Source organism: Paenibacillus piri (assembly GCF_004354045.1).
Classification (GTDB): domain Bacteria; phylum Bacillota; class Bacilli; order Paenibacillales; family NBRC-103111; genus Paenibacillus_S; species Paenibacillus_S piri.
On the sequence record NZ_SMRT01000002.1, the window covers coordinates 746,355 to 770,240 of the forward strand.

The following is a 23,886-nucleotide window of genomic DNA, read 5'->3' on the forward strand; positions in this document are numbered from 1 at the left end:
ACCAAGTGAATCAGCGAAGGAGAGACACCGATGAACGCAAAGCAGCTGGCCGCAGAACAAGCGGTCGAACATATTAACGACGGCATGATCGTCGGATTGGGCACCGGCTCTACCGCGTACTGGGCTATCCGCAGTCTGGCGGAGAAAGTATCGGAAGGTCTTCGCATCCGCGCAGTCGCCAGCTCCATCCAATCGGAGGATTTAGCCAAACAGCTGGGCATCCCGCTCATCCCGTTCTCGGAGCTGGAAGAAATCGATATGACAATTGACGGCGCCGATGAAGTGGACGCTGATTTGAATTTGATCAAAGGCGGCGGCGGCGCGCTGCTGCGAGAGAAGATTTTGGCTGCCAACAGCAAGCGGCTGATCATTATCGTCGACGAATCCAAGCGGGTCGAGCGTTTAGGAGCATTTCCGCTGCCGGTTGAAATCGTCCCTTTTGCCGCGAATTTGACCATCCGCAGGCTTGAGCGGCTGCAGGGAAAACCGCAAATACGGCTGGCAAACGGGGAGCCATTTATAACGGACAACGGAAACTGGATTGCGGATTGCTCGTTCGGACCGATTGCCGATCCGGCACAGCTCCATCTGCAGTTAAATATGATCCCGGGCGTCGTGGATAACGGATTGTTCGTCCAAATGGCGCATCAAGTTGTGGTCGGCTATAACGACGGAACCGTGAAAATAATAAATAGCCGCTGAGTCGGTCAGGACGTTTGCGGGATGAGGGGAAACGTTATTTTGACTGCATACATGGACAGGCTGCTGCAGCTGATTCGAAGCAATAACGAGATAATGGAGGATTTGGCCCTGCTCAGGAGCCTTCAGCTACCCGACGTGCATGTCGCCGCGGGCTATGTGCGGAATTGCGTTTGGGACAGGCTGCACGGATACGAGGAGCGGACGCCGTTAAACGATATCGACGTCATCTACTACGATCTTGAAGAAATGAGCGAGCAGTTCGAGAAAATCATCGAGCGGCAATTAAACGAACAAACCGGCAGATCGATTTGGTCGGTCAAAAATCAGGCGAGAATGCACATTCGGAACAGAACAAAAATTGGAAAGCGATTTGGCCCCGGCTGGAAATTTTATAGAAGGCGGTGCTGTGGTGAAAGCGGTTATTTTCGACATGGACGGTGTCATTATCGATTCGCATAAGGCTGCTTCTCAGCTGTTGTGTGAATCGGCGAATGCGCTTGGCTGCGGCTTGACGATCCAGCAAATCCAGACCTGGGGCAGCTTGAGCTCGCGGCAGTTTTGGGCAAAGGTAAAGGAGCAGTTTCATTTGCGGCAATCCGTCGCGGAGCTCATCGGTATGTACGATGTGGAGCGGGAGATTGCGATGTATACCGAGATCGGACTGATTCCCGGCGTGCGCGAGCTGCTCATGGATTTGTCCAAGCACGGTCTGCCTGCAGCTTTGGCGACAAGCGCTTCCAGAAGGCGGATGAATGCGGTTTTGGAGATGTTTGAACTGCACGCGCTGTTCCGCCATTGCGTGTGCGATGAGGATGCTGCACAGTCCAAGCCGCATCCGGATATTTATTTAACCGCGAGCAGGCGTCTTGGTGTGGAACCGGAGGAATGTATCGTATTCGAGGATTCCTTTAACGGGATGACTGCGGCCAAGCGTGCGGGCATGAGCTGTGTGGGCTACAGAGGACTGGACCATGTGCAGGAAGACTTGAGCGAATGTGATTGGATTATTTACGATTTCAGGGAAATCGATACGGCTGCGCTTGTCGGCCGGTTTAAAAGCGGTTGAACAAGCTGCTTGCGGAAAGGAGCAGTGCGGGTTGGTTGAAATGCTTCCTAGATAGTTAATTACATTAAATATTAGCTTCATTTATTAAAATTCAAGCTCATTAAAGGGGAGGGGCTTCATCTGCAAACGATAACGAAAAACCGGCCCCAGCTCGTCCTGGATATTGGCGGCGTGCTGTTGACCAATCTGTCGTTGGCGTTTTGGCGGCAGGCGGAAGATTGTGGTCATGTCAACGGGGAGGAGCTGAAGGAACGGTTCAGGCAGGACCTTCGGGAGGAGCTGTGGACCGGGCGCATCGGCGAGGACCGGTTCTGGACATGGCTCGCGCAATGCCTCCCATCGCTGCCGACCGCTCAAGCCCGCGAGCTGCTGGCCGCCAATCTTCAGCCGCTGCCCGCATTGGAGCAGCTTGCGCTGTGGAGCGCACGGGCCGATATTCATTTGCTGAGCAACCATCGAGCGGAATGGGTACGGCCGGTATTGGCGCCATATGAACGGTATATTGCCACGATGACCGTCTCAAGCGAGGTCGGGCTGTGCAAACCCGATGCGCGCATATTCGAGCATGTCCGCTCACGGTTCGGCAGTGAAACGGCTCTCGTTATCTATGTGGACGACCAGTCCAAAAATTTGCCCCCGGCGGCCGCGCTCGGCTGGCAGACAGTGCTGGCGGATTCGGCAGGAAGCTGGGCCGCTGCCGTGACAAGGCTGTTGGTCGGAGTTGACGGACAAGACGGACGAACATGATGAATCATGCTCCTGAAAGCTCGCTCGACTAGATCGTTTAACGTTCGCGCTAATGGCTTGTGGCCCGCCGTATTCGACCGTGCTAGGTGCCGTTCGATTGAGGCCGAGGTGTAACGCACTGAGATGACGTTATTTTGCCCCAATTCTCCCTTTCGAGGTTGCATCGGACTGGAGAGTCGTTATAGGGCGAGCCAGCCGTTCATTCGCACCATTTACTGCAAAATAGACGAAGGCAGCAGAACAGCCTTCCCGTTGACCGCTGCAAGTATATGAATCCAAGAAGAAACCAAGGCCGTCCCGGCGTAGTGAAACATTACGCCGGGGCGGTTTTTTTGGCTTAATCCAGATAAACGCTCCTCGCATGACGTAAACTATCTCGCATTTTACAGGTGACGCAGCCTCGAAAAGAGCATGTACCAAACATAGTCAACATAATCCAAATCGGGCCGCCTATTATTGCCGCATGGACGATTTATAATTGAAATTACAACGAACGGCGCTGCTGCAAGGGGCTCGGTTTCGGGCAAGTCAGCATCCGGAAAGGAGCGATAATGCACAGAATAAAGGGGGCGGCATGACATGATGAAGCGCCGGCCCTGCAATCATCAAGGAGCTGCGGACTGCATGACGACCGCACGGGACATAAGCGGCTCTCCAGTAATGTCGGAAACTATTAACAAGAAGGAGTACATCGTATGAAAAATAAAAAAGCGTTTCTAACTGCCGCCGCTTCGGTTATGCTCGTCTCCGGATTGACCGCCTGCAGCGGGGACGGCGGCTCCAAGCCTGCCGGCGCTAACGGTCCGGCGGCGACTCCGGCCCCCGCAGAAGCGAAAAAGCAGGAACAGGTATCGATCCGCTTCGCCTGGTGGGGAGACGGCAAACGGCACGAAAAATATAACGCGATTGCCGATATGTACGAAAAGCAGCATCCGAATGTCAAAATTGTGCGGGAATTCGGCGCCTTCAACGATTATTGGGACAAGCTGACCACGCAAACCGCCGGCGGCAACGCGCCGGATGTGATCGGGATGCATGCGACGTATGTGGCCGATTATGCGCGCCGTAATACGCTGCTCGATTTGGGCAAATATATTCAGGACGGGACGCTGGATGTGAAAAATTTCCCTCCCGCCGTTCAGGAAGCCGGCAAGGTCAACGGCAAAACCGTCATGGTCGCACAGGGCGTCACGATGACGGGCTGGGAATACAACACCGCGATGTTCGACAAGCTGGGCGTCAAATATCCCGACTATAACTGGACATGGGACGATTTTATCGCCAAGGTGACGGAGCTTCAAAAGGCGATCAAGGACAACGGGGTATGGGCATCGACCGATGCCGGCGGAGATATAACGGGACTTCAAGTATTCGCCCGCCAACGCGGGAAGGATCTGTTTACGGCGGAGGGAAAATTGGGTGTCGATAAAGACGATATGGTCGCCTGGTTCTCCATGTGGGACCGGCTCCGCAAAATGAAAGCGATTCCGGATGCAGCGACGTCCGAGCAGTACTCGAACGTTTCATTGGATCAAGGGTTGTTCGTAAAAGGCAAAGTCGCTTTGACCGTGTTCCCGTTCAATCAGATTCCGCTTTATCAAAATTATATTAAAGAAGGCGAGGTACGGGCGCTCCGCAGACCTACCGATCCGAAGGGCAAAGAAGGCGAATTCATCGAGGGCGCGTATTTGGCGATTTCCGCCAACTCCAAGCATCCGAAGGAAGCCGCCGAATTTATGAGCTTTTTCGTAAACAATGACGAAGCGGTCAAAGTGTTCAAGCTGGAGCAGGGAGCGCTTGGCTCGACCAAAGCGAACGATACGATCAAGCCGCTGCTGACGCCGCCGGAGCAGAGAACGATCGACGCCATTCAGACAAGCCTGAAAACAGCCGGCCAGCTGCCGCTGCCTCCGGCCGGACAAGGCGCGGTGCGCACGCTGCTTACCGAAACCGCGCAGTCGATCTCCTTTGGGAAAAACACGGTGGAAAAAGGCGCGCAAGAGTTCGTCGACAAAGCCGCTGCTATTTTGAACAAATAAGGCGTCCAACTATACTGGAGGCCGCAACGGAAATGGCAATGGAAGCGGCAATCCGGATCAAGCACCGCCGATCCGCTTTCATCCATTTCCATTCGGCCGCAGCAAGGGAGCGAATCTATGAACTCTATCAAATCCATATGGAAAAACAGCTGGGTCGGATACGTCTTCATCACGCCATGGCTGCTCGGCTTTATCGGTCTAAGCGCCTTCCCGATGGGCTTCTCGCTATATTTGGCATTTACCCGCTACGATCTGTTTTCGGCTCCGAAATGGATCGGGCTCGGCAACTTTATCGAAATGTTCCACGACAAAAAATATTTGGCCAGCATCGCCGTCACGACGGAGTATGTGCTGCTGGGCGTACCGCTCTCCCTAACGTTCGCGCTGTCCATCGCGCTATTGCTGAATCGGGGCATCCGGGGACTGCGGATTTACCGGGCGATCTACTATGTGCCCTCGCTGTTCGGCGGCAGCGTCGCTATCGCGTTGCTGTGGAGACAGCTGTTCGGAGGTGACGGGCTCATCAACAGCATCCTGCGCAGCTTCGGCCTGGAGGGCATGAACTGGATCGCTACGCCGAACACGGCCTTGTACACGTTGATTGTGCTGTCGACCTGGCAGTTCGGCTCGTCGATGGTTATATTTCTGGCCGGCTTGAAGCAAATCCCGTCCGATTTGTACGAGTCTTCGAGAATCGACGGTGCCGGACGGTGGAGGCAATTTCATAGCATCACCTTTCCCATGCTGACGCCGATCATCTTTTTCAATCTGATCATGCAGATCATACATGCTTTTCAAGCGTTTACGCCCGCTTATATTGTGAGCGGAGGCTCCGGCGGTCCGCTGAACTCGACCTTGTTTTACACGCTGTACCTGTACCAGAAAGGCTTTACGCAGTTCGAAATGGGGTATGCGGCCGCGATGGCGTGGATGCTGCTCGTTACGATTGCGATCATCACTTCGCTCATATTCGCCACTTCCGGGAGATGGGTTCATTATCAGGAATAGAGGTGATCTCGATTATGGCCATGGGCAAATCCAGACGTATCGCTCTGCATGTACTCATTATTTGCGGATGTCTGATCATGATTTATCCGCTGCTGTGGATGCTGGTCAGCTCATTTAAGGAGAATACGGAAATTTTTACGAACACATCGCTGATCCCCGAGAAAATAACGTTTGACAATTACAAGCAAGGATGGAAGGGATTGTCGGGGTATACGTTCGGGACGTTTTTTGCAAATACGTTGTTTCTTGTGGCCATGTGCATCATCGGGACATTGATTTCGTGCTCGATGGCGGCGTATGCGTTTGCCCGGCTGCAGTTTTTTATGAAAAAGGCGTTTTTTTCGATCATGCTGATGACGCTCATGCTGCCGTTCCATGTGACGGTCATTCCGCAGTATATCATGTTTAACAAATTCGGCTGGGTGAACACGTATTGGCCGTTAATACTGCCCAAATTTTTCGGAGTCGAAGCGTTTTTCATATTTCTAATCGTGCAGTTTATTCGCTCGCTGCCCCGCGAGCTCGACCAGGCTGCGGAAATCGACGGCTGCGGTCCGTTCAAAATGTACTGGCATCTGATCATTCCGCTAACCGTGCCGGCGCTGATGACGTCATCGATTTTTACGTTCATTTGGACATGGAACGATTTTTTCAGCCAGCTGCTGTATGTGAGCGAAATTAAGCTGTTTCCCGTCGCATTGGCGCTGCGGATGTTTACGGACTCGATGGGGGACAACTCCTGGGGCGCATTGTTCGCGATGTCGATTTTGTCGCTGGTGCCGGTTTTCGCAATTTTTATATTTTTCCAGCGGTATTTGATCGAAGGCATATCGACCGGCGGCTTGAAAGGGTAGCCAAGCAAAGGAATGGATGAATTCGCGAATCGTAATGTTTCGTACTGTGAAAACGATTTTTGCTCCCTGAAAGCTAAATGGCGGACGGGGATTAAAAATAAAAACTATTATGGGAGTGAGCCAATTTGAAAATGTCGCAAGACGAGAAGCAGGAACTGCTGGAGCTGTACAAAGATTTGCGGGTGGCCGACGTCCGGGACGGGATGGATTGGAACATGATGCATCATTACGGCACGATTCATCACGAAATTCGCCCGCTGTTTCGTACGAGAGCGGTAGGGATAGCGCAGACGTCGAGATATGTGCCGTATCAGCACGAAATTCCGAAGCTGACCCCGGATGAATATACCGACTGGGTCAAATGGTATTATGCGAATATAACCTCGAATCCCGGCATGAAGGCGAGCGAACCCGGCGATTTCATCGTTGTCGATCAGAGCGGCGTCGACGTCGGCATTCTCGGCTCGAACAACTCGTTGGCCTACTATGCGCAGGGCGCTGTCGGCTTTATAACGAACGGCGGGGTGCGCGACACGGATGAGCTTATTATGCAAAAGGTGCCGGTCTGGTCCAAATTCATTTCGCAAAAAATGAATCAGGGCCGCATCCAGTTTGAAGCAAACGATGTGCCGGTCAACATCGGGGGCGTCGTGATCCAGCCGGGCGATGTGATCGTGGCCGACGGGGACGGCGTGATCGCCGTACCGCGTAAAATTGCGAAGGAGGTAGCCCAATACGCGCATCAGGAACTGAAGGCGGACAAGGCGGGCCGCCGCCGGATTTATGAAAGTATGGGTCGGGAATTGGATGCGTCGGTGATCTAGAAGTTTGTTTTGCTTCATCGGAAGACTGCAGGCGCAAGGCCATATAAAAAATAATGAAAGAAGGTTGAGGTTGAAATGGACGATAGAGCGAAAATTTTGGAATTGTATAAAGATTTGCGGGTGGCGGACGTACGCGACGGTATGGATTGGAACATGATGCATCATTACGGCTCGGTGCACTATGAAATTCGCCCGCTGTTCCGAACTCGTGTGGTAGGGATTGCCAGAACGGCCCGCTACGTGCCTTTCGAGGAGTCGGTGCCTAAGCTGACCCCGGAGGAATATACCCAATGGGCCAAATGGTACTACAAGGAGGTTTGCTACGATCCTTGGCATAAAAGCATTACGAAGGGCGACTTCATGGTTCTCGACCAAAGCGGCGTCGACGTTGGCATTCTAGGCTCGAACAACTCGCTTGCCGGAATTCGCGACGGGATTGTCGGCTACTTGACGAACGGCGGTGTAAGGGATACCGACGAGGTGATCATGCAGGAAGTGCCCGTCTGGTCGAAATTCATTTCGCAAAAAATGGACCAGGGCCGCATCCGCTTCGACGCGCTCGATGTGCCGGTCAATATCGGCGGAGTGGTCGTGAATACGGGCGACGTTATTGTGGCCGACGGGGACGGTGTCATTGTCGTACCGCGCAAGCTCGCCGTTTCGGTTGCCAAGTATGCCCACCAGGAGCTGAACAACGATAAGGCCGGCCGCCGCAAAATTTATGAACAGCTTGGCTGGGAGCTCGACCATACTGTTGTATAGTAAAGCTTGATTTCAACTGCTGTAAGCAAGCGGATATTTGCCGGCCGGCGCGTTGCCGCAAAGCAAATATCCGCATGCTGTATGTAAGCGACCCGATAAGGAGGACATCCGTATGCAGTTAAACCGTATTTTCCGCTATGAAATTCCGACAGCCGTCGAATTCGGGATCGGGGCCGTCAACGGGCTGGCCGATCATGTACGCAAGCTGGGCGGCCGCAAAGCGCTGATCGTCGGCGACCCCGGCGTCGTCAAGGCAGGCATTGCCGACCGGCTGAGCGGCGTGCTGCGGAAATCGTCGGTGCCATCCGAATTGTTTTCGGACATTCAATCCGATCCGGACATCGAATCGGTGGAAAAGGGCACGGAGGCCGCAAAATCGTCAGGCTGCGATATCGTGATCGGCGTCGGCGGCGGAAGCTCGCTCGACACGGCCAAAGCGATCGGCTTGATGCTCTGCAATGACGGGCATATCCGCGACTATGTCGGGATTGACAAAGTGCCGCACAAAGGCGCGCCCGTCATCGCCGTCCCGACAACGGCCGGGACCGGGAGCGAAATGACGATCTGGTCGGTTTTGTCGGACCGGAGCCATAAAGTCAAGCTGAGCGTCGGCAGCGCATTCAACTGTCCGGATCTGGCGCTGTGCGATCCGGAGCTGACCGTCAGCTTGCCGCCGCAGGTGACGGCGGCAACGGGCATGGACGCCTTGACCCATGCGCTCGAATCGTATGTCAATAAGGCGACGCAGCCGATTTCTGAAGGGCTCGCGTTACAAGCGATGAAGCTGATTGCCCGGAGCCTGAGGCTGGCCGTCGTGCAGGGCGAAAACCTTCAGGCTCGCCACGACATGCTGATGGCCAGCCTGATCGCCGCCATGGCGTTCAACTCGACCCGGCTCGGGCTGGCGCATGCGCTTGCGCTGCCGCTCGGCGCGCATTTCCATATTCCGCACGGCACCGTCAATGCGATTTTGCTGCAGGAGGTCATGCAATTCAACGTGATCGGCAATACCGCCAAATTTGCGGAAATTGCCGCGGTCTTCGGCGAGCGGACCGTTCGCCTGTCCGAACGGGAGGCGGCGGAATGCGCCGTCGACGCCGTGCGCATGCTGAAGAAGGATGTAGGCATTGCGCAGACGCTCAGCGATTTCGGTCTGCGGGAGGAGCATCTCGGCTTCATCGCGGAAGAAGCGATGCTGTCAGGCAACGTTCCGGTGAATCCGCGCAAGCCGACACTGGACGATTTGAAGCAAATATGCCGGAAAGCGATGAACTGACCGGGATCGGAGAGGAGAGAGTCGAATGGCCAACGAATTGAGCCAATGGCTTGACGAAAACAGCGGAGGGACGTATTGGAATTGGATCAACGGCGTATGGAAGCCGAGCGCGAGCGGCAGCACGGCAGCCGTCTACAATCCGGCCGACAGCGGGCAGCTGCTCGGCCATTTCCAGAGCTCCGGCGAGGAGGACGTCCACGAAGCGGTAACGGCGGCGCATGCCGCGTTCGCGGACTGGTCGAAGGTGCCGGCGCCGGACCGGTCGGCAATTTTGATGGCATTCGCCGATCTGCTGGAGCGCAACCGGACGGAGCTTGGCTTTATGCTTTCCGCTGAGCAGGGCAAGGTGCTTGCCGAATCGCGCGGCGAAGTGACGCGGGCAGCCAGGGAAGCGCGCTTTGCCGCCGGCGAGGCGCTGCGCATGGACGGCGCGACGCTGCCGAGCGAGCGCGCCAACGTATGGAATTCCATTGTCCGCCAGCCGCTTGGCGTCGTTGCGGCGATTGCGCCGTGGAATTTCCCCGTCGTCACTCCGGTCAGGAAAATAGCTCCGGCGATGGCGTACGGCTGCACGGTTGTCTATAAGCCGGCATCGCTGACGCCGTGGACATCCGTCCGGCTAATGGAGCTGCTGCAGGAAGCCGGCACCCCGCCCGGCGTCGTCAATCTGGTCACGGGAGGCGGCAGCCGGGTGGGCGACGCGCTGATCAAGCATCCGCTGGTCAAAGGGATTTCGTTCACCGGCTCGACCGCGCTCGGCATCTCGATCCAGGAGCAGGCGGCCAAGCGGCTGGCCCGGACCCAGCTCGAGCTGGGCGGGAAAAATCCCGCCGTCGTGCTCGATTTGGACGATCCGGCGGCTACGGCCCGCCAGATCGTCGCCGCCGCCTTCGCCTGCAGCGGGCAGCGCTGTACGGCGATCAGCCGGGTCATCGTGCTGGAGCCTTATGCGGACAGGCTGATCGAAGCGCTGCAAAGCGAAATGGCCGGTCTCGTCGTCGGCCCCGCTTCGCGGGAGGGCAGCACGATGGGGCCGCTCGTCAGCCGGAGCCATCTCGAATCGGTGCAGCGTTATTTGCGGATCGGCCTGGAGGAAGGAGCGCGGCTGGCCGGTGGAGGCGAGCCGCTGACGGAAGGAGAGCTGGCCTTGGGCGCATTTATGAAGCCCGCGCTGCTTACCGGCGTCAGGGCGGACATGCGGGTCGCCAGGGAAGAAATTTTCGGTCCGGTACTGGCCGTCCTGACGGCGGAGTCGCTTGACGAGGCGCTGCAGCTGGCCAACGATACCGACTATGGCTTGGCATCGTCCGTATTTACGCGGGATTTGACCGCCGCCTACCGGTTTGCCGAAAGGCTGCAAGCCGGCATGGTCCATATCAATCATGGAACGGCCAGCGAGGCGCATATGCCGTTCGGCGGCGTCAAACAATCGGGCTTCGGCGCTTTTTCGATCGGGCATTCGAACATGGAATTTTTCACCGAAACGAAAGCGGTCTACTTCCAGTACTGACATCGGCGCCTTCCATCACTGCCTTCTATCACTGCCTTCCGACAGTCTAACAAAGCGGGCCCGTATGCGATACAATAGACTTGTGAGATACAACGGTAAGGAGGGACTTGCCATGCATCGATCCATGCATCGTTCGCCGCTGCTGATTGCCCTCGCTGCGGCTCTGGCGCTTTCGGCGGCGGGCTGCGGCGGGACGGCGGCCGAACCCCGCGGGGGACGGGCCCATGATTCTTTGGCCGATAAGCCGGAGAGGACGTCGACACCGGTTAAAGCCAAGCCCGAATTGAAAGGGAAAATCCGGATCGGCTTTGTCGGTTTGAACGACCAGACGGCGCCTGACCCATTGATGGGCGACACCGTTTACGGCGCCGATGAACTGAAAAAGCGGTTGAAGCTGGATTACCCGAATATCGATTTCGAGGTCGTAACGTACCCGTACAAAGACCATCAGGCAAAGGTGAAAGCTTTGATCGAGTCGCGGCAAATCGACGTTTCCGTCGAATCGGACAGCAAGTTTATGTGGAACCAGGGCTTGAGCGAAGACTTGTCGCCATGGCTGGAGAAGGACAAGGAATGGAGCAAGGATCATTACGTCTCGCCATCGCTGTTCACCGGCCCGCTGGAGGTGGACAAAACCGGCCAGCCCGTCAACAACGCGCTGCCGATTGCCGTTGACGCTTCGGGCATTTACTACGATAAAAAGCTGTTTCAAGACTTTGGCGTGCCGTTCATTTCCGATCATCCGACCTGGGACGAAATAGCGGATAAGGCGAAGCGGCTGACGGGTATCAATCCGGTTACCGGCGAGACGTGCTACGGTGTGTTCATGCGGATTCCGAGCGACCACGTCGGCTACAACGTGTCGATTATCGCCAATACGTTCGGCGCGGATATGGGTCGGATGGGGTACAAGGAATATTTAAACCGGGTATCGTTGAATAGCGAGGGCATGGTGAAGGCGGCCAACTATTTGAAGTCGCTGATGCCTTTCGCGCCACCGGGAATGATTCAGGGGCAGGGCGGAGAGAAATGGTCGACGCCGAGAAACAATATTGCGATCTATATCAACCTGCCGGCGATTCAGATGCAAAAATTCCGATCCCTCAAGCTGACGGACCGGTACGACGTCGCCATGATCCCCCAAGGATTGGACGGATCGGGAGGTTTTCTGGGCGGCATTCGCGTGCAAATGGTCAAAAACGCCCAGGCCAAGGAACTGGCCTGGGAGATCGTAAAATGGATGTCCGTCGGCAACGGACAGCGATTCCTGTGGGAAACGAAAACGATGATGCCGGTATCGTTGAAGGCGCTTGGCCCCGATTACAAGCCGGATGCGCTGGATGAGAAAATGTTCAGCATGGTCGGCCAAGCCCAACGGATGTCGCCGATCTGGTTTACGACCGCGAAATTTGCGCTGACGCGGGCGATGGAAAAAGTACTGCTCAAGGATACGCCGGCTCAAGAGGCGCTTAATCAGGCTCAGCAGGAAGTGGACAGCGAATTTGCCAAAATGAAGAGCGTCGATCCGAAAGGATGATACAAAAAAAGTAAGGAAGGTCATGGCCTGCCCTTGCCGCTCGCATCGCTGACCGACCAGTTGTTTGAAATCGCGGCAAGAACAGACGGCGACCTTGATTTTGCTGCTGTCAGCCGGCTCGTCCGGTAACGCTTATCGTAATAGGGACCGTGCATCGGAAATGCGAAGTTTGGAAGTGGCATTATTCTTGCAGAACTTTCTTGAGCTCAGGAGGAGATCGCATGAAGTTATCCGCCATGATTGTTGACGATGAGCCGCTGATGCGCCGAGGCATCGAGCTGGCGCTCAATTGGAACGGCTACGGTGTTCACCAGGTGTCCACGGCCCCGAACGGGAGAATCGCTTTGCAAATGATGGAGCGGCAGCAGCCCGATATACTGCTTACCGACGTCAGAATGCCGGGAATCGACGGTCTGGAGCTGTCCCGAATCGTGAAGGAACGATGGAATCATGTCAAAGTCATCATTATTTCCGGCTATGATGATTTCACTTACGCGAAAAAGTGCATTTCTTACGGCGTTACCGACTATATATTGAAGCCGATCGACGGGAACAGCCTGTCGCAGGCAATGGATAAGATCGTGAACGAAATTACGGAGGCGCAGCAGGACCGGCAGAAACGGGCCAGCCTGTCCTATAAGCTCGAGCAAACCGTCGGCATCGCCCGGCAAAAGGTGCTGAAGGACGTGCTGTTCGGCGAGACGGCGAGCTTGGAGCTGGATCGCTACAGCAGTCTCCTCGGTCTGGACCGCACGCTTAAGGGAGGAGCTGCAGTCGCGCTCGTCAAGATTCATTCGTTTAAACAAAAGAGCGCCGTCTTCCGGGATGGCGGTTTGCTTCATTATGCGGTTCAAAATATATTGGAGGAGCTGCTGCGCATACATCAGGTCGGAGAGCTTGTCGATTTGCGGCTTGGCAGCTTCTGCCTCGTGCTGCGGCCTGGCGATCCTCAAACGCTGAAGCGTTTCGTGAGCCAAGCGCAGAAAGCGCTTACCGAATATATCCGGGTACAGACGGCATGGGGTATCGGCAGCATCCATGACAGCGGGGCGGCCGGACTGCGCCGCAGCTACGTCGAGGCGTCGCGAGCCTTGATGCTGCGCTGGATACAGCCCGAACGGCGAATGTTTTCCTTATCCGACGCTCCCGAGCTGACGGCATTTCCGCGTCCTGGAGCCGACTGTTTGAAGACGCTGTTTCAAGCGCTTGCAATTGGCGATATTCAGCCCGTAGAGCAGAAGCTGAAGGAGGCGTTGCGGCTGCTTGCGGGCGGGGAAGCGTACAGCCCCGATAGCATCGAGGCGTATTTTTGGGATATGGCCGGCATATTGGAATCGGTTTATAACGAACGCGGAGGCGCGGAAAGCGAAATCGACGAGCAGGTGAGGGAAACGCTTTATTTTTGCGATACGCTGGAGGATGTTATTGAACGCATGAACGATGTATTTCATAAAGCCTGCCTGGCGGTGCAGAGCACATTCCTCAGACCGTACACGAAGGTGATCCGCGATGTGATCGATTATTTGAATGTGAATTTCAGACACGACATTTCGTTGGCGGACGCGGCGAATCATGTGTACCTCAACCGCAGCTATTTAAGCTATTTGTTCGTCCAGGAAACCGGCCGCAACTTTTCCGATTTTCTCACCGATTTGCGCATGGACAAGGCGAAGGAGCTGTTTCGCAACACCGCATTAAAAAACTACGAAATCGCCGACGAGGTCGGCTACAGGGACTTCCGGCATTTTGGCCAAATGTTCAAAAGGCATACCGGGATGACGCCGAGCGAATACAGGAAAGTGGTGCCATGAAGCGTGCCCGAATCAATTTATTCGTCCGCTTGATGCTGTCATTCCTCAGTTTGATCGTGCTGCCGCTGACGATCGTCAGTTATTTCGGCTACACGGTCGCTACCCAGATCATCAACAATAACGTCAGCCGCTCCATCAAGCAGACCGTTCATCAATTGTCGCTGAATTCCGAGGTCATATTGGAGGACGCGGAGAAAGCGCTCAGCACCATTCTGTTCGATTCCTACAGCAAGCCGAACCCGTTTAAGGAAGCCATTGCGGCTTACGGCAACGCGACCGAATACGACAAAAACGTTCTGGGACACGAAATTGAGGATGAGCTGAACAAATACGCCATATACCGCAACGATATGAACGGGCTTTATTTGATTCGTACGGACGGCGCCATATTTTCCTCCGCCAACCAACTGCTCGATAACCCGGATTTTAAAGCGTACGACTGGTATCAGCTGTTTATGGCGCAATCCGCAATCGATGTGATGTGGTCTCCGGCCCACAAGGTATCGGGCTACACGAAAAGCTCCAACGCCAATGTCGTCACTCTGTTGAAAAAAATAAAAAGTCCCTACGGCACGCTGCTCGGCGTGCTATGGATGGATTTAAACGAACGATCGCTCGAAAATGTGTACACCTCCGGCAATATTTCCCCCGGCGGCTATACATATGTGCTGGACAGCAGCAGCGGCGTCATTTCGGCCAGTGACAAGAGTCTTGTTACCGGCAAGCTGGACCGGGAACAGGCCGCGATGTTCAGCGACGCCTTTATTGAAGATAGCGGGCATTACTTTTATCGTGAAAACGGAATTGAGAAGCTCGTCGCTTTCGCTACCATCCATACGACTGGCTGGAAAATGATTACAGTTATTCCCGTCAACGAGCTGTTTGTCGACGCCAACCGGGTCAAAAACATCATATTGCTGCTCGCCCTTATTACGACGGTTACAAGCACGGTCATCGCCTTTTTTGCCGCACGGCGCATTACGAAGCCTGTCCGCAATTTAATCCGGCTGATGGAGAAGGCGTCCGAGGGTAATTTGTCGGTTCGTGCCAAAGTGAAGGATTCGGATGAGATCGGCACATTGAACAAGCATTTCAATATTATGATCGGCGAAATCCAGCACCTTATCTCGTCCGTGTACATATCCAACATTAAGCAGAAGGAAGCCGAGCTCGCCTCGCTGGAAGCGCAAATTAATCCGCATTTCTTGTACAATACGCTGCAGTCGATCAAATGGCTGTCCGACATCCACAAGGCTCCCGAAATCGGCGATATGGCGATCAGTCTGGCCAAAATATTCCGGTTCAGCATTAAAGGCGCCGCAATTGTCAGCCTGTATGAGGAGATGCAGCATGTGAAGGATTACATCAGCATCCAGAAATTTCGCTACGGCGACCGGTTCGAGCTTGTTTACCATATAGGGGAGGAGCTGCTGCAATGTCAAATCCCGAAGCTGATCATTCAGCCGCTCGTCGAAAATGCGATCTATCACGGCATCGAAACGAAGGAAGAATACGGTACCATTACCATATGGGCCAAATCGGGCGATCAAAGCCTGCATATCGGCGTAGAGGACGACGGAGCTGTCGTCAGTTACGAGAAAATAGAGGAAATCCGCTTCTCATTGAAGCATTCGGCCGATCCGCATATGGCGGGCACAGGCAAATCGTTAGGCCTTAAAAATATTCACGACCGGCTCCAGATGCTGTACGGCACCGATTACGGCATCCAGATCAACCGGCGGGAAGACCGGGGATTTACCGTTATCGCGTCTCTCCCTAAAAACATGTAGCGCAAATCCCTCCCCGTAAGCCCGGACAATCCCGCTCCGGGTTTTGTTTTGTTCCCGCGAGTCTATTCCCGATTCTCCCCAATCAGGTATAATTACGCTATAAGAATGTCTGAATCGACCATGTTGAAATTGAAAACGTAACGTATGATAGAAGTATAGTTGCACCCCTGGATTGGAATGACCTTGCAAAAGGAATGAGAACTGTCTGGAGGTATGATCATGGTAAATTTGTTGCACAGCAGCCAGTATATTAAAGAACAATCGTTTCCGTTTTGGATTCGCCGGTATTTCCATGACCATGAGCACGTTCCGCAGCTGCACGGACATGATTTCGTCGAGCTGGTATATGTCGTACGGGGAGTCGCCCAGCATGTTTTTGCCGGCAGCCATTACGAGTTGCGCGCGGGCGACGTGTTCATTATTAATCCGGGCGAGGCGCATACGTACAGCATTGAGCCGGGGCAGGAAATTGAAATTATTAATTGCCTGTTCATGCCCGATCTGATTCAAAGCAGCTGGCTGCTCGATCTCGGCATTTCGCAGTCGATGGATTATTTTTACGTGCACCCGTTTCTGGACAAAAGAGAACGCTTTCACCGAAGGCTGAACTTGAACGGACAGGATGCGGTACGCACGTTATTTTTGCTGGAAACACTCATGCAGGAGTTCGAGAGCCGGCAGAGCGGCTGCGAAACGCTGATTCGACTGCAAATGGTCGAGCTGCTGATCATGCTGTCGCGCGCTTACGGGCAAGCGGAAGGAGGGAACGGCAAAACAACTGTCCGCAGCCAATCGAAGCAGCTGCTGGTGCGCCGCATTTGCGGCTACCTTGAACGGTATTATGACAAGAAAGTGACGATCCCCGATTTATGCGAGCTGTTTAATATAAGTCCGCGGCAGTTGAACCGGATTTTCAAAGAAACGGCAGGCATGTCCGTTGTCAATATGATCCATCAGATCCGCATCGAACGGGCGAAGCATCTGCTGCTGGAAACCGACGAGAAGGTGATCACGATCGCAGGGCGGGTCGGGTACGAGGATCCGGCGTTTTTCAGCCGGTTGTTTCAGCGACAGGTAGGTTGTTCGCCTGGAAAATACAGGGAATCGTCCTGACGGCGCGGCGTGAGGGCAACGCCGATGAAGCGCTGGAATGACTTGATGCTGAAAACGAAAATGTTCATTTCGTTTTCCGTCGTATCGCTGTTTATCGTCGGAATCACCTGCGTCATCTTTTATTTTACGAACACAGGCGACATCAAAAATCAGACGCTCTCCTTGTCGAAAATTATTGCCAAACAGTTCTCCGAAATGATTGATCTGTACATGCAAAATATCGAGGAGCTATCGCTGTCAATCTCCATTGACCCTGCCATCCAGGGCAGTCTGTTCGATTTCTATAAAACCGCGGACCCGATTGAGAAGGAAGCGATAGGCTACAAGCTCAATCCCGTGCTGTTCAATTTTTCCTACCCCAAAACTTACGTGCAGAGCATCTCCATATATACGCTGGACGGTCATTGGTATTACTATTCAAAGCTGGTCAACCCGAAACTGACCGACTCGCTGTCATTCGACGAGGTGCGGCGTATTGCGGGCGAGCTGAACGGCAGACCATTCCTGCTGCTGCCTACCCACGAGGAGCCGTCCAATGGCGAGCCGACCGGCAATACGGTATCGTTTATCCGCAAAATTACAAAAATTCCGACCCAGACGATTATCGGCCTCGCCAGCATCAATGTCAATGTGAACGCCTTCAAAATGGTGCTGGCCAACACGAAAGCAAGCGAAATCGATAACCAGATGCATGTGCTGATTGTGAACGACGAAGGGCAGGTTATCTTCGAGAATGGAGCAGGCCAGAGCGGTCGGCCGCGATCCGTATTCGAGACTGCCGTTTTCAGCCGATCCAAAACGAATGGAGAGCTTCTGTGGAAGAACGTTCCTTATTTGTATACGATCGAAACCTCCAGCTATACCGGTTGGAGCACGGTCATTCTCATTCCGAAGCATGTGCTGCTGCTCAAGCAGAAGCGGATTCAGGATATCGTCGTCATCGTCGGATTGGTGACGATGCTGCTCATTGCGGCGGTGTCCTATATGCTGTCCCATCAAATTACGCTTCCGCTAAACAAGCTGATGCGCAAAATGTCCCGGGTCGAGCTGGGCGATTTCAATCAAAGGATGGAGTATGCGGGCAGAAACGAAATCGGACGGTTAAGCCGGATGTACAACCATATGTTGGACAGCATTTCGCGGTTGATCCATGAGGTTTACGAATCGAAGCTGGCCGAGAAGAGCGCCCAACTGTCGGCGCTGCATGCGCAAATCAATCCTCATTTCTTATACAATACGCTCAACATTATGAAGTCGATCAGCCGATTGCGGGGCGTTGAGGAAGTGGCCGAAATTTCTGAATCGCTGGCCGGTCTGTTTCAATACAGCATGAAAAACTTGCACCATCCGGTTACGCTCGGGGAAGAGATCGATCATATCCTCAATTACTTCAACATCCAGCAGCACCGGTTCGGCAACCGGCTGGAGCTTCGGTGCGAGATTCCCGAAGGGCTGCGCCAGACCCCGATTTTAAAGCTGACCCTTCAGCCGCTGATCGAGAACGCCGTTAACCACGGCTTGCGGCGCGTGAAGGCGGGAGGCTGCATCACGATTCGCGCCTGGCTGCAGAACGAGACGTTGATCGCAACCGTTTCCGATAACGGAGAAGGAATAGCGGAGACCGAGCTCGCGAAGCTGCGATACGATTTGGACGCTTCCCTCTCGCATCATCCGGTTCGCGATGCGACACAAGGCATCGGGCTCCTCAATATTCACCAACGCATTCAGCTGTTTTACGGAAAACCGTACGGCCTGGAGCTGTCAAGCAAACCCGGCGAGGGAACGAAGGTCGCATTGACGATCCCGCTCGCCGCAGCTCCGCATAATCAGCGAGGGGAGGAAGCGGCGCTATGAATATTTTCGTCGTCGAGGATGAACGTTGGGCGTTGGCCGAGCTGGCACAGCTGTTTCAGGTATACGAGACCCGCCACCAGGTATTTGCATTCGAGAACGGCGACGATGCCTTGGCGGCGGCAGTCAAGATTCGCCCGCAGCTGGTCGTGACCGACATCAATATGCCGGGAATCGACGGTCTGGAGCTTATTGAGCAGCTGTATCGGCTCGATCCGGCGATCAAATGCATGATATTGAGCGTGCACGACCAGTTCGAGTATGCACGGCAGGGAATGAAATACGGAGTTTCCGACTATTTGCTGAAGCCGGTCAAGAAGGATGTTCTGTACAAAGCTGTAGACAATGCGATTGCGGCCATTGAGACGGACGTTAAACGGACTGAGGAATGGTTGAACGGATCGATCGCGCAAATGCTGTTGACGTCGGATGTTCCCGATCATGCGGCATTTCGCGCCGTAAATTCGAGTGACTGCTATATCGTGCTTCTTTTGCTGGAGACGACGGGAACATTGAAAGGATGGAATCAAACATGGTTCCATATGGCCGATTTAAAGCGGCGGTTCGCTACCTCTTCGACTCATAATCAAGATGTATTCGGTGTTGATTTAAACTGCCGGCAGCGCGTGCTGCTCATTCCGCAGACCGATCCCGCGCAATCGGGGGCGATCCATTCGCAATTATCGCAAATTTTTCATCAGTTGCAGCTGCTGCCGGTTCCGGCCCATTTGGGCTACGCCTTTAAATCCGGGGCTTGCCCGTTATTCGAAGCGTTCGCCGCATTGAAATCGGACATGGAGGAGCAAATAGCGTTCGCTCAGCCGACCTTCGTGGTTCCGGGTTCCAAGCAGAGGGGACTGGAGCTCGACGGCATATGGGAAAAGGTTCGCGTGATGGAAACGCATTTCAAGAAGGGCGACCTGTTTAAAGGCCGGTCGGTGCTGCGGCAGCTATTGAAGCAGTTCGAGCAGCAGCGCGTCACGAAACATCAGCTCAAGCTGTTTATCCACGATATGCTGTATTCGTTGAAATTTAAATGGCTTACCGCGAGGAAAGGGATGATCAGCATCCATGAGGTGCAGGAGGAGGCGGGAACGCTGAACGGCCTCGTCGATTTCGAACGGCTGTTCGAATGGCTGGACGAGACGATCGTCGCCCTGTACTGCGGGCAGGAGCCGGACGATTTGAATCCGAAGGGACTCATTCCCGTGCTGCTTCAGCAGATCCACCAGCATTATCAGGGAACGATTTCACTGCAGCAGTTTGCGGCCGAGCATCATGTCAGCCTCGGTTATTTGTCCCGAATGTTCAAAAGCCAGACCGGAATAACGTTCTCCGACTACGTGGCCAATTACCGGATACGCAAAGCGAAAGAGCTGCTGAATGCCGGAGTGGAGCGCCTGCAGGAAGTAAGCGAGCTCGTCGGATATGAGGATGCCAAGCATTTCAGCGCCTTGTTCAAAAAGCTGGTCGGCGAAACGCCGATGATGTATGCAAGACGCCGTAAGCAGAGCGATGTCAGCCTCAGCCGTTCGACCCGGAACAACCAAAGGCAATGATTCCAGGTTTTATTAAAAACGCTTACAAAAAGGAAAAATCACCCCCCTGAATCGGTACAAATCGCATGTAGGCAAACGGCGGAGGCGTACGTACAATTTACTTAGACCACGGACAATCGCATACAACCGGATCCAAATATCGGTTCTGTGGGGTCGAAGACCAACGCATGATGAAGCTTTTGTCTTGAAAACGCTAAGGAGGAAACCTAATGAGTCGAGCTAAAATTTTGACTGCTTGTGCTTACACCGCTTTACTTTCAACCTTATTCGCAGGCTGCTCTTCATCCCAGCCTGCCGCCGGCAATTCGCCGGCACCCGCCAGCCCGGCTTCGTCAACGCCGGCACCGAACAAGCCGGCCGAGCCGGTGACGCTGACGCTGCTGATCGGATCGACTGGAACCGCCTATCCGGCTACCCAGGCTGTTGCTGCGGAAGCCGAGAAGAAGCTGAACATCAAGATCAAATTCGACATCAAGCCGGATGGCACGGAGGGTGATAACCTGGTCAAAACGCGCCTGGCGACGGGTGAAATGGCCGATATTTTGTCCTACAATTCCGGATCGCTGCTGCAAGCGCTTAATCCGGAAGAAAACTTCGTCGATTTGGCGAACGAACCGTACGTTGCCAACCTGCTCGATTCGTACAAGCAGACCGTATCTGCAAACGGCAAAGTTTTCGGTGTTCCGGTCGGCTCGTCGAATGTAGGCGGCGTGCTCTACAACAAGAAAGTGTACGCCGAGCTCGGCCTGACCGTGCCGAAAACATGGGCGGAATTTATCGCCAACAGCGATAAAATCAAGGCTGCGGGCAAAACCGCGATCATCGGCTCCTACAAGACGACCTGGACGTCTCAGCTGTTCGTGCTGGGCAACCATTACAACGTGCAGGCTAAAGTGCCGAACTTCGTGCAGGATTACACGGCCAACAAAGCCAAATTTGCGACAACTCCGGCCGCGCTGCGCGGCTTCGAAATGACGAGTGAGGTGTTCAAGAAAGGCTATTATAACAAAGATTTCCTGGCCACGACCTATGATGCAGGATTGAAAATGCTGGCCGAAGGAACGGGCGTCCAATACCCGATGCTGACCAGCGCCATCGATGCGCTTGCGCAAAATTACCCGGATAAGGTCAAAGATATCGGCGTCTTCCCGACGCCTAGCGACGATCCGAACATCAACGGCTTCACCGTCTGGATGCCGGGCTCCTATTATATCAACAAGAAGGGCAAAAACATCGACGCCGCCAAAAAATTCATCGAATTTTACATGTCGCCCGAAGGGCAGAAGGCGTATATGTCCAAGAGCAAGGCGAACGGACCCTATGTCGTCAAAGGGGTCAAGGTTCCCGATGACGCGTACGAAGGGGTCAAAGATATGCAGCCGTACTTCGACAGCGGCAAAACATCGCCTGCGCTGGAGTTCGTATCGCCCGTCAAAGGACCGAACCTGGAGAGCATCCTGATCGAAGTCGGAACCGGTCAAAAGTCCGCTGCGGACGGAGCGGCCGATTATGACAAGGATGTCAAGAAGCAGGCTCAGCAGCTGAACCTTCCGGGCTGGTAACCAATAAAGCTTCATCGGCCCTGCAAGCGGCTGTTTGCAGGGCCGGTTCGATAAGAAGAGCACAAACCGGAAGGAGATCATGATGAGAATAGCGCAAAAACGGATGTATTCGTATTTATTTTTACTGCCCGCCGGCATCATTTATTTCGTCTTTTATTTGCTGCCGACCGTGATGTCGTTTTTTTTCAGCCTGACCCGCTGGACGTTGACGAAATGGCAGTTTATCGGATTTGACAATTACAAAATGTTTTTCGAGGAATCGTCGCTGCAGATCGGCTTCAAGAACACGCTGATCTTCGCGGTCGTGACCTGCGCCCTGAAGGTGGTTTTGGCGCTGCTGCTCGCAACCATATTGACGTCCCGGATCTGGTTTAAAGATTACTTCCGCTCGATGGTGTTTTTCCCGACGCTGCTCAGTACGATCGCCGTTGGGATCGCCTTCAGCACGATGATGCATCCGACTCAGGGGGTCATCAACACCGCGCTGGCCGCCATGGGCATCGAAGGACCGGACTGGCTCGGCAATACGAAGCTGGCGCTGCTGTCCGTCGCCTTCGTGGATGTCTGGAAAGGCGTCGGGATCGCTACCGTTATTTACATCGCGGGTATTATGGCGATTCCGCTGCATTACTACGAAGCGCTTAAAATCGACGGGGGCAACGCGCTGAAAGGGTTTTGGCATATTACGCTGCCGCTCAGCCGTCCGGCGATGAACTCGGTCATTATTTTGGCGTTTATCGGCGGTTTGCGCACCTTCGACCTGATCTGGGCAATGACGAAGGGGGGGCCCGGCTTTTCAACCGACCTTATCGCTTCGATCATTTATAAGCAGTATCAAGCCGGATTTTACGGCCTCGCCACTGCCGGCAACGTCATTTTGTTTATCGGCATCTCGGTATTGGCGTTTCCGCTGTACATGTTTCTGAACCGGAGAGAGGTGGACCTATGAGCCAAGGTGCCAAGCTGCAAAAAATAGCGGTCAGCGCGATCATGCTTCTGCTTTCAACGCTCATTTTCTGGGTGCCCTTTTATTTCGTCATCGTCAATTCGTTCAAATCGAGCACGAAAGCGGCGGATATGAACATGAAATGGCCGGACACCTTGCATATTATCGACAACTACAAATCGGTGCTGACCGCCGCCGACAACATGCTCGTCCGAGCCTTTTACAACAGTACGCTGCTTACCATCTTATCGGTCGTCGGTCTGGTGATCGTCAGCTCGTTGGCCGGCTTTGTGCTGCAGCGCAGAGAGAGGGGCAAGGCTTCCTCGACGTTCAACTTTTTGGTGCTGGCCGGTTTAATGATTCCGCCTGCGGTTGTGCCGACGATTTGGGTGCTCAATTCGGTCGGCTTGTTCAAAACGCTGACGGGTCTCACCCTGGTTGAAATCGCGCTGCATTTCCCGTTTTGCGCTATTTTATACAAAGCGTTCACGGCTACCATACCACGGGATATTGACGAAAGCGCCTTTATGGACGGCTGCGGCGGATTGAGGCTGTACACCTACATTATATTTCCGCTCCTGAAGCCGGTAACTTCAACGATCGTCATCATCCAGGCGGTAAACATTTTTAACGATTTCGTCAATCCGCTCTATTTTTTGCCGGGCTCGGAAAATGCGACCGTTCAGCTGACGCTGTACAATTTCATGAGCATGTACATAACATCGTGGAATCTGCTGTTCGCGGATGTCGTGCTCATCTCGATCCCGCCGCTCATTTTGTTTATTTTTTTCAATAAGAAGATCGTCGCCGGCATGACGGCTGGCTCCGTGAAGGGTTAGCCGGGCCGGAAATATCGCCTGCCGTTCCGGCCGCATCGGCTATTCGAATGGCTGAATGAACAATGATAACCGGTCCGGAGCGCATTATGA

The 23,886-nt window shown here is 54.1% G+C and carries 20 protein-coding genes; all 20 read left to right on the forward strand.

Features of this window, described 5'->3' with window-relative positions; translation table 11 throughout:
- Nucleotides 1–30 precede the first annotated feature (30 nt).
- The 20 genes from rpiA (at nt 31) to E1757_RS08305 (ending at nt 23,796) form a co-directional block, all read left to right on the forward strand.
- Entirely contained in the window at nt 31–702 is a 672-nt protein-coding gene (gene rpiA, locus E1757_RS08210; RefSeq protein WP_133226512.1) for a ribose-5-phosphate isomerase RpiA, read from the forward strand.
- Between the two features lie 39 nt (nt 703–741).
- A complete protein-coding gene (locus E1757_RS08215; RefSeq protein WP_246079076.1) occupies nt 742–1,161 on the forward strand; it encodes a nucleotidyltransferase family protein in 420 nt (139 codons plus the stop codon).
- Nucleotides 1,112–1,768 carry an HAD family hydrolase gene (locus E1757_RS08220; RefSeq protein WP_133226516.1) on the forward strand — a complete coding sequence of 219 codons (657 nt, stop codon included), beginning with the start codon at nt 1,112–1,114 and terminating at the stop codon, nt 1,766–1,768. Before E1757_RS08215 ends, E1757_RS08220 begins: the two co-directional genes overlap by 50 nt.
- 162 nt (nt 1,769–1,930) lie before the next feature.
- On the forward strand, nt 1,931–2,515 hold the full coding sequence (locus E1757_RS08225; RefSeq protein ID WP_342774520.1) for an HAD-IA family hydrolase: 585 nt from the start codon (nt 1,931–1,933) through the stop codon (nt 2,513–2,515).
- Nucleotides 2,516–3,210: 695 nt separating this feature from the next.
- Entirely contained in the window at nt 3,211–4,554 is a 1,344-nt protein-coding gene (locus tag E1757_RS08230; protein WP_133226520.1) for an ABC transporter substrate-binding protein, read from the forward strand.
- A gap of 117 nt (nt 4,555–4,671) precedes the next feature.
- Nucleotides 4,672–5,562 (forward strand): carbohydrate ABC transporter permease, encoded by an 891-nt coding sequence (locus tag E1757_RS08235; RefSeq protein WP_133226522.1) that lies wholly within the window; start codon nt 4,672–4,674, stop codon nt 5,560–5,562.
- Nucleotides 5,563–5,576: 14 nt separating this feature from the next.
- A complete protein-coding gene (locus tag E1757_RS08240) occupies nt 5,577–6,416 on the forward strand; it encodes a carbohydrate ABC transporter permease (RefSeq protein ID WP_133226524.1) in 840 nt (279 codons plus the stop codon).
- A gap of 131 nt (nt 6,417–6,547) precedes the next feature.
- The gene (locus tag E1757_RS08245) at nt 6,548–7,240 is read left to right on the forward strand and encodes an RraA family protein (RefSeq protein WP_133226698.1); all 693 of its coding nucleotides are present in this window, start codon (nt 6,548–6,550) and stop codon (nt 7,238–7,240) included.
- Nucleotides 7,241–7,315: 75 nt separating this feature from the next.
- The gene (locus E1757_RS08250) at nt 7,316–8,002 is read left to right on the forward strand and encodes an RraA family protein (RefSeq protein ID WP_133226526.1); all 687 of its coding nucleotides are present in this window, start codon (nt 7,316–7,318) and stop codon (nt 8,000–8,002) included.
- A gap of 112 nt (nt 8,003–8,114) precedes the next feature.
- Entirely contained in the window at nt 8,115–9,278 is a 1,164-nt protein-coding gene (locus tag E1757_RS08255; protein WP_133226528.1) for an iron-containing alcohol dehydrogenase, read from the forward strand.
- Between the two features lie 25 nt (nt 9,279–9,303).
- Entirely contained in the window at nt 9,304–10,788 is a 1,485-nt protein-coding gene (locus tag E1757_RS08260; RefSeq protein WP_133226530.1) for an aldehyde dehydrogenase family protein, read from the forward strand.
- 112 nt (nt 10,789–10,900) lie between these two features.
- Nucleotides 10,901–12,325, forward strand: coding sequence for an extracellular solute-binding protein (locus E1757_RS08265; protein ID WP_165972005.1), 1,425 nt, complete (start codon nt 10,901–10,903; stop codon nt 12,323–12,325).
- A gap of 221 nt (nt 12,326–12,546) precedes the next feature.
- Nucleotides 12,547–14,136 carry a response regulator transcription factor gene (locus tag E1757_RS08270; protein WP_133226534.1) on the forward strand — a complete coding sequence of 530 codons (1,590 nt, stop codon included), beginning with the start codon at nt 12,547–12,549 and terminating at the stop codon, nt 14,134–14,136.
- Nucleotides 14,133–15,926 carry a cache domain-containing sensor histidine kinase gene (locus E1757_RS08275; RefSeq protein ID WP_133226536.1) on the forward strand — a complete coding sequence of 598 codons (1,794 nt, stop codon included), beginning with the start codon at nt 14,133–14,135 and terminating at the stop codon, nt 15,924–15,926. The genes E1757_RS08270 and E1757_RS08275 overlap by 4 nt, the downstream gene beginning before the upstream one ends.
- Nucleotides 15,927–16,145: 219 nt before the next feature.
- Complete coding sequence (locus E1757_RS08280) at nt 16,146–17,039, forward strand: AraC family transcriptional regulator (RefSeq protein WP_165972006.1); 894 nt, start codon at nt 16,146–16,148, stop codon at nt 17,037–17,039.
- A 24-nt stretch (nt 17,040–17,063) separates the two neighbouring features.
- Nucleotides 17,064–18,893, forward strand: a complete 1,830-nt coding sequence (locus E1757_RS08285) for a cache domain-containing sensor histidine kinase (protein ID WP_133226540.1) — start codon at nt 17,064–17,066, stop codon at nt 18,891–18,893.
- Nucleotides 18,890–20,449 carry a response regulator transcription factor gene (locus tag E1757_RS08290; RefSeq protein WP_133226542.1) on the forward strand — a complete coding sequence of 520 codons (1,560 nt, stop codon included), beginning with the start codon at nt 18,890–18,892 and terminating at the stop codon, nt 20,447–20,449. Before E1757_RS08285 ends, E1757_RS08290 begins: the two co-directional genes overlap by 4 nt.
- 209 nt (nt 20,450–20,658) lie before the next feature.
- Nucleotides 20,659–22,011, forward strand: coding sequence for an ABC transporter substrate-binding protein (locus tag E1757_RS08295; protein WP_133226544.1), 1,353 nt, complete (start codon nt 20,659–20,661; stop codon nt 22,009–22,011).
- An 82-nt stretch (nt 22,012–22,093) separates the two neighbouring features.
- Complete coding sequence (locus E1757_RS08300; RefSeq protein WP_133226546.1) at nt 22,094–22,960, forward strand: carbohydrate ABC transporter permease; 867 nt, start codon at nt 22,094–22,096, stop codon at nt 22,958–22,960.
- A complete protein-coding gene (locus tag E1757_RS08305; protein ID WP_133226548.1) occupies nt 22,957–23,796 on the forward strand; it encodes a carbohydrate ABC transporter permease in 840 nt (279 codons plus the stop codon). The genes E1757_RS08300 and E1757_RS08305 overlap by 4 nt, the downstream gene beginning before the upstream one ends.
- Nucleotides 23,797–23,886 lie beyond the last annotated feature (90 nt).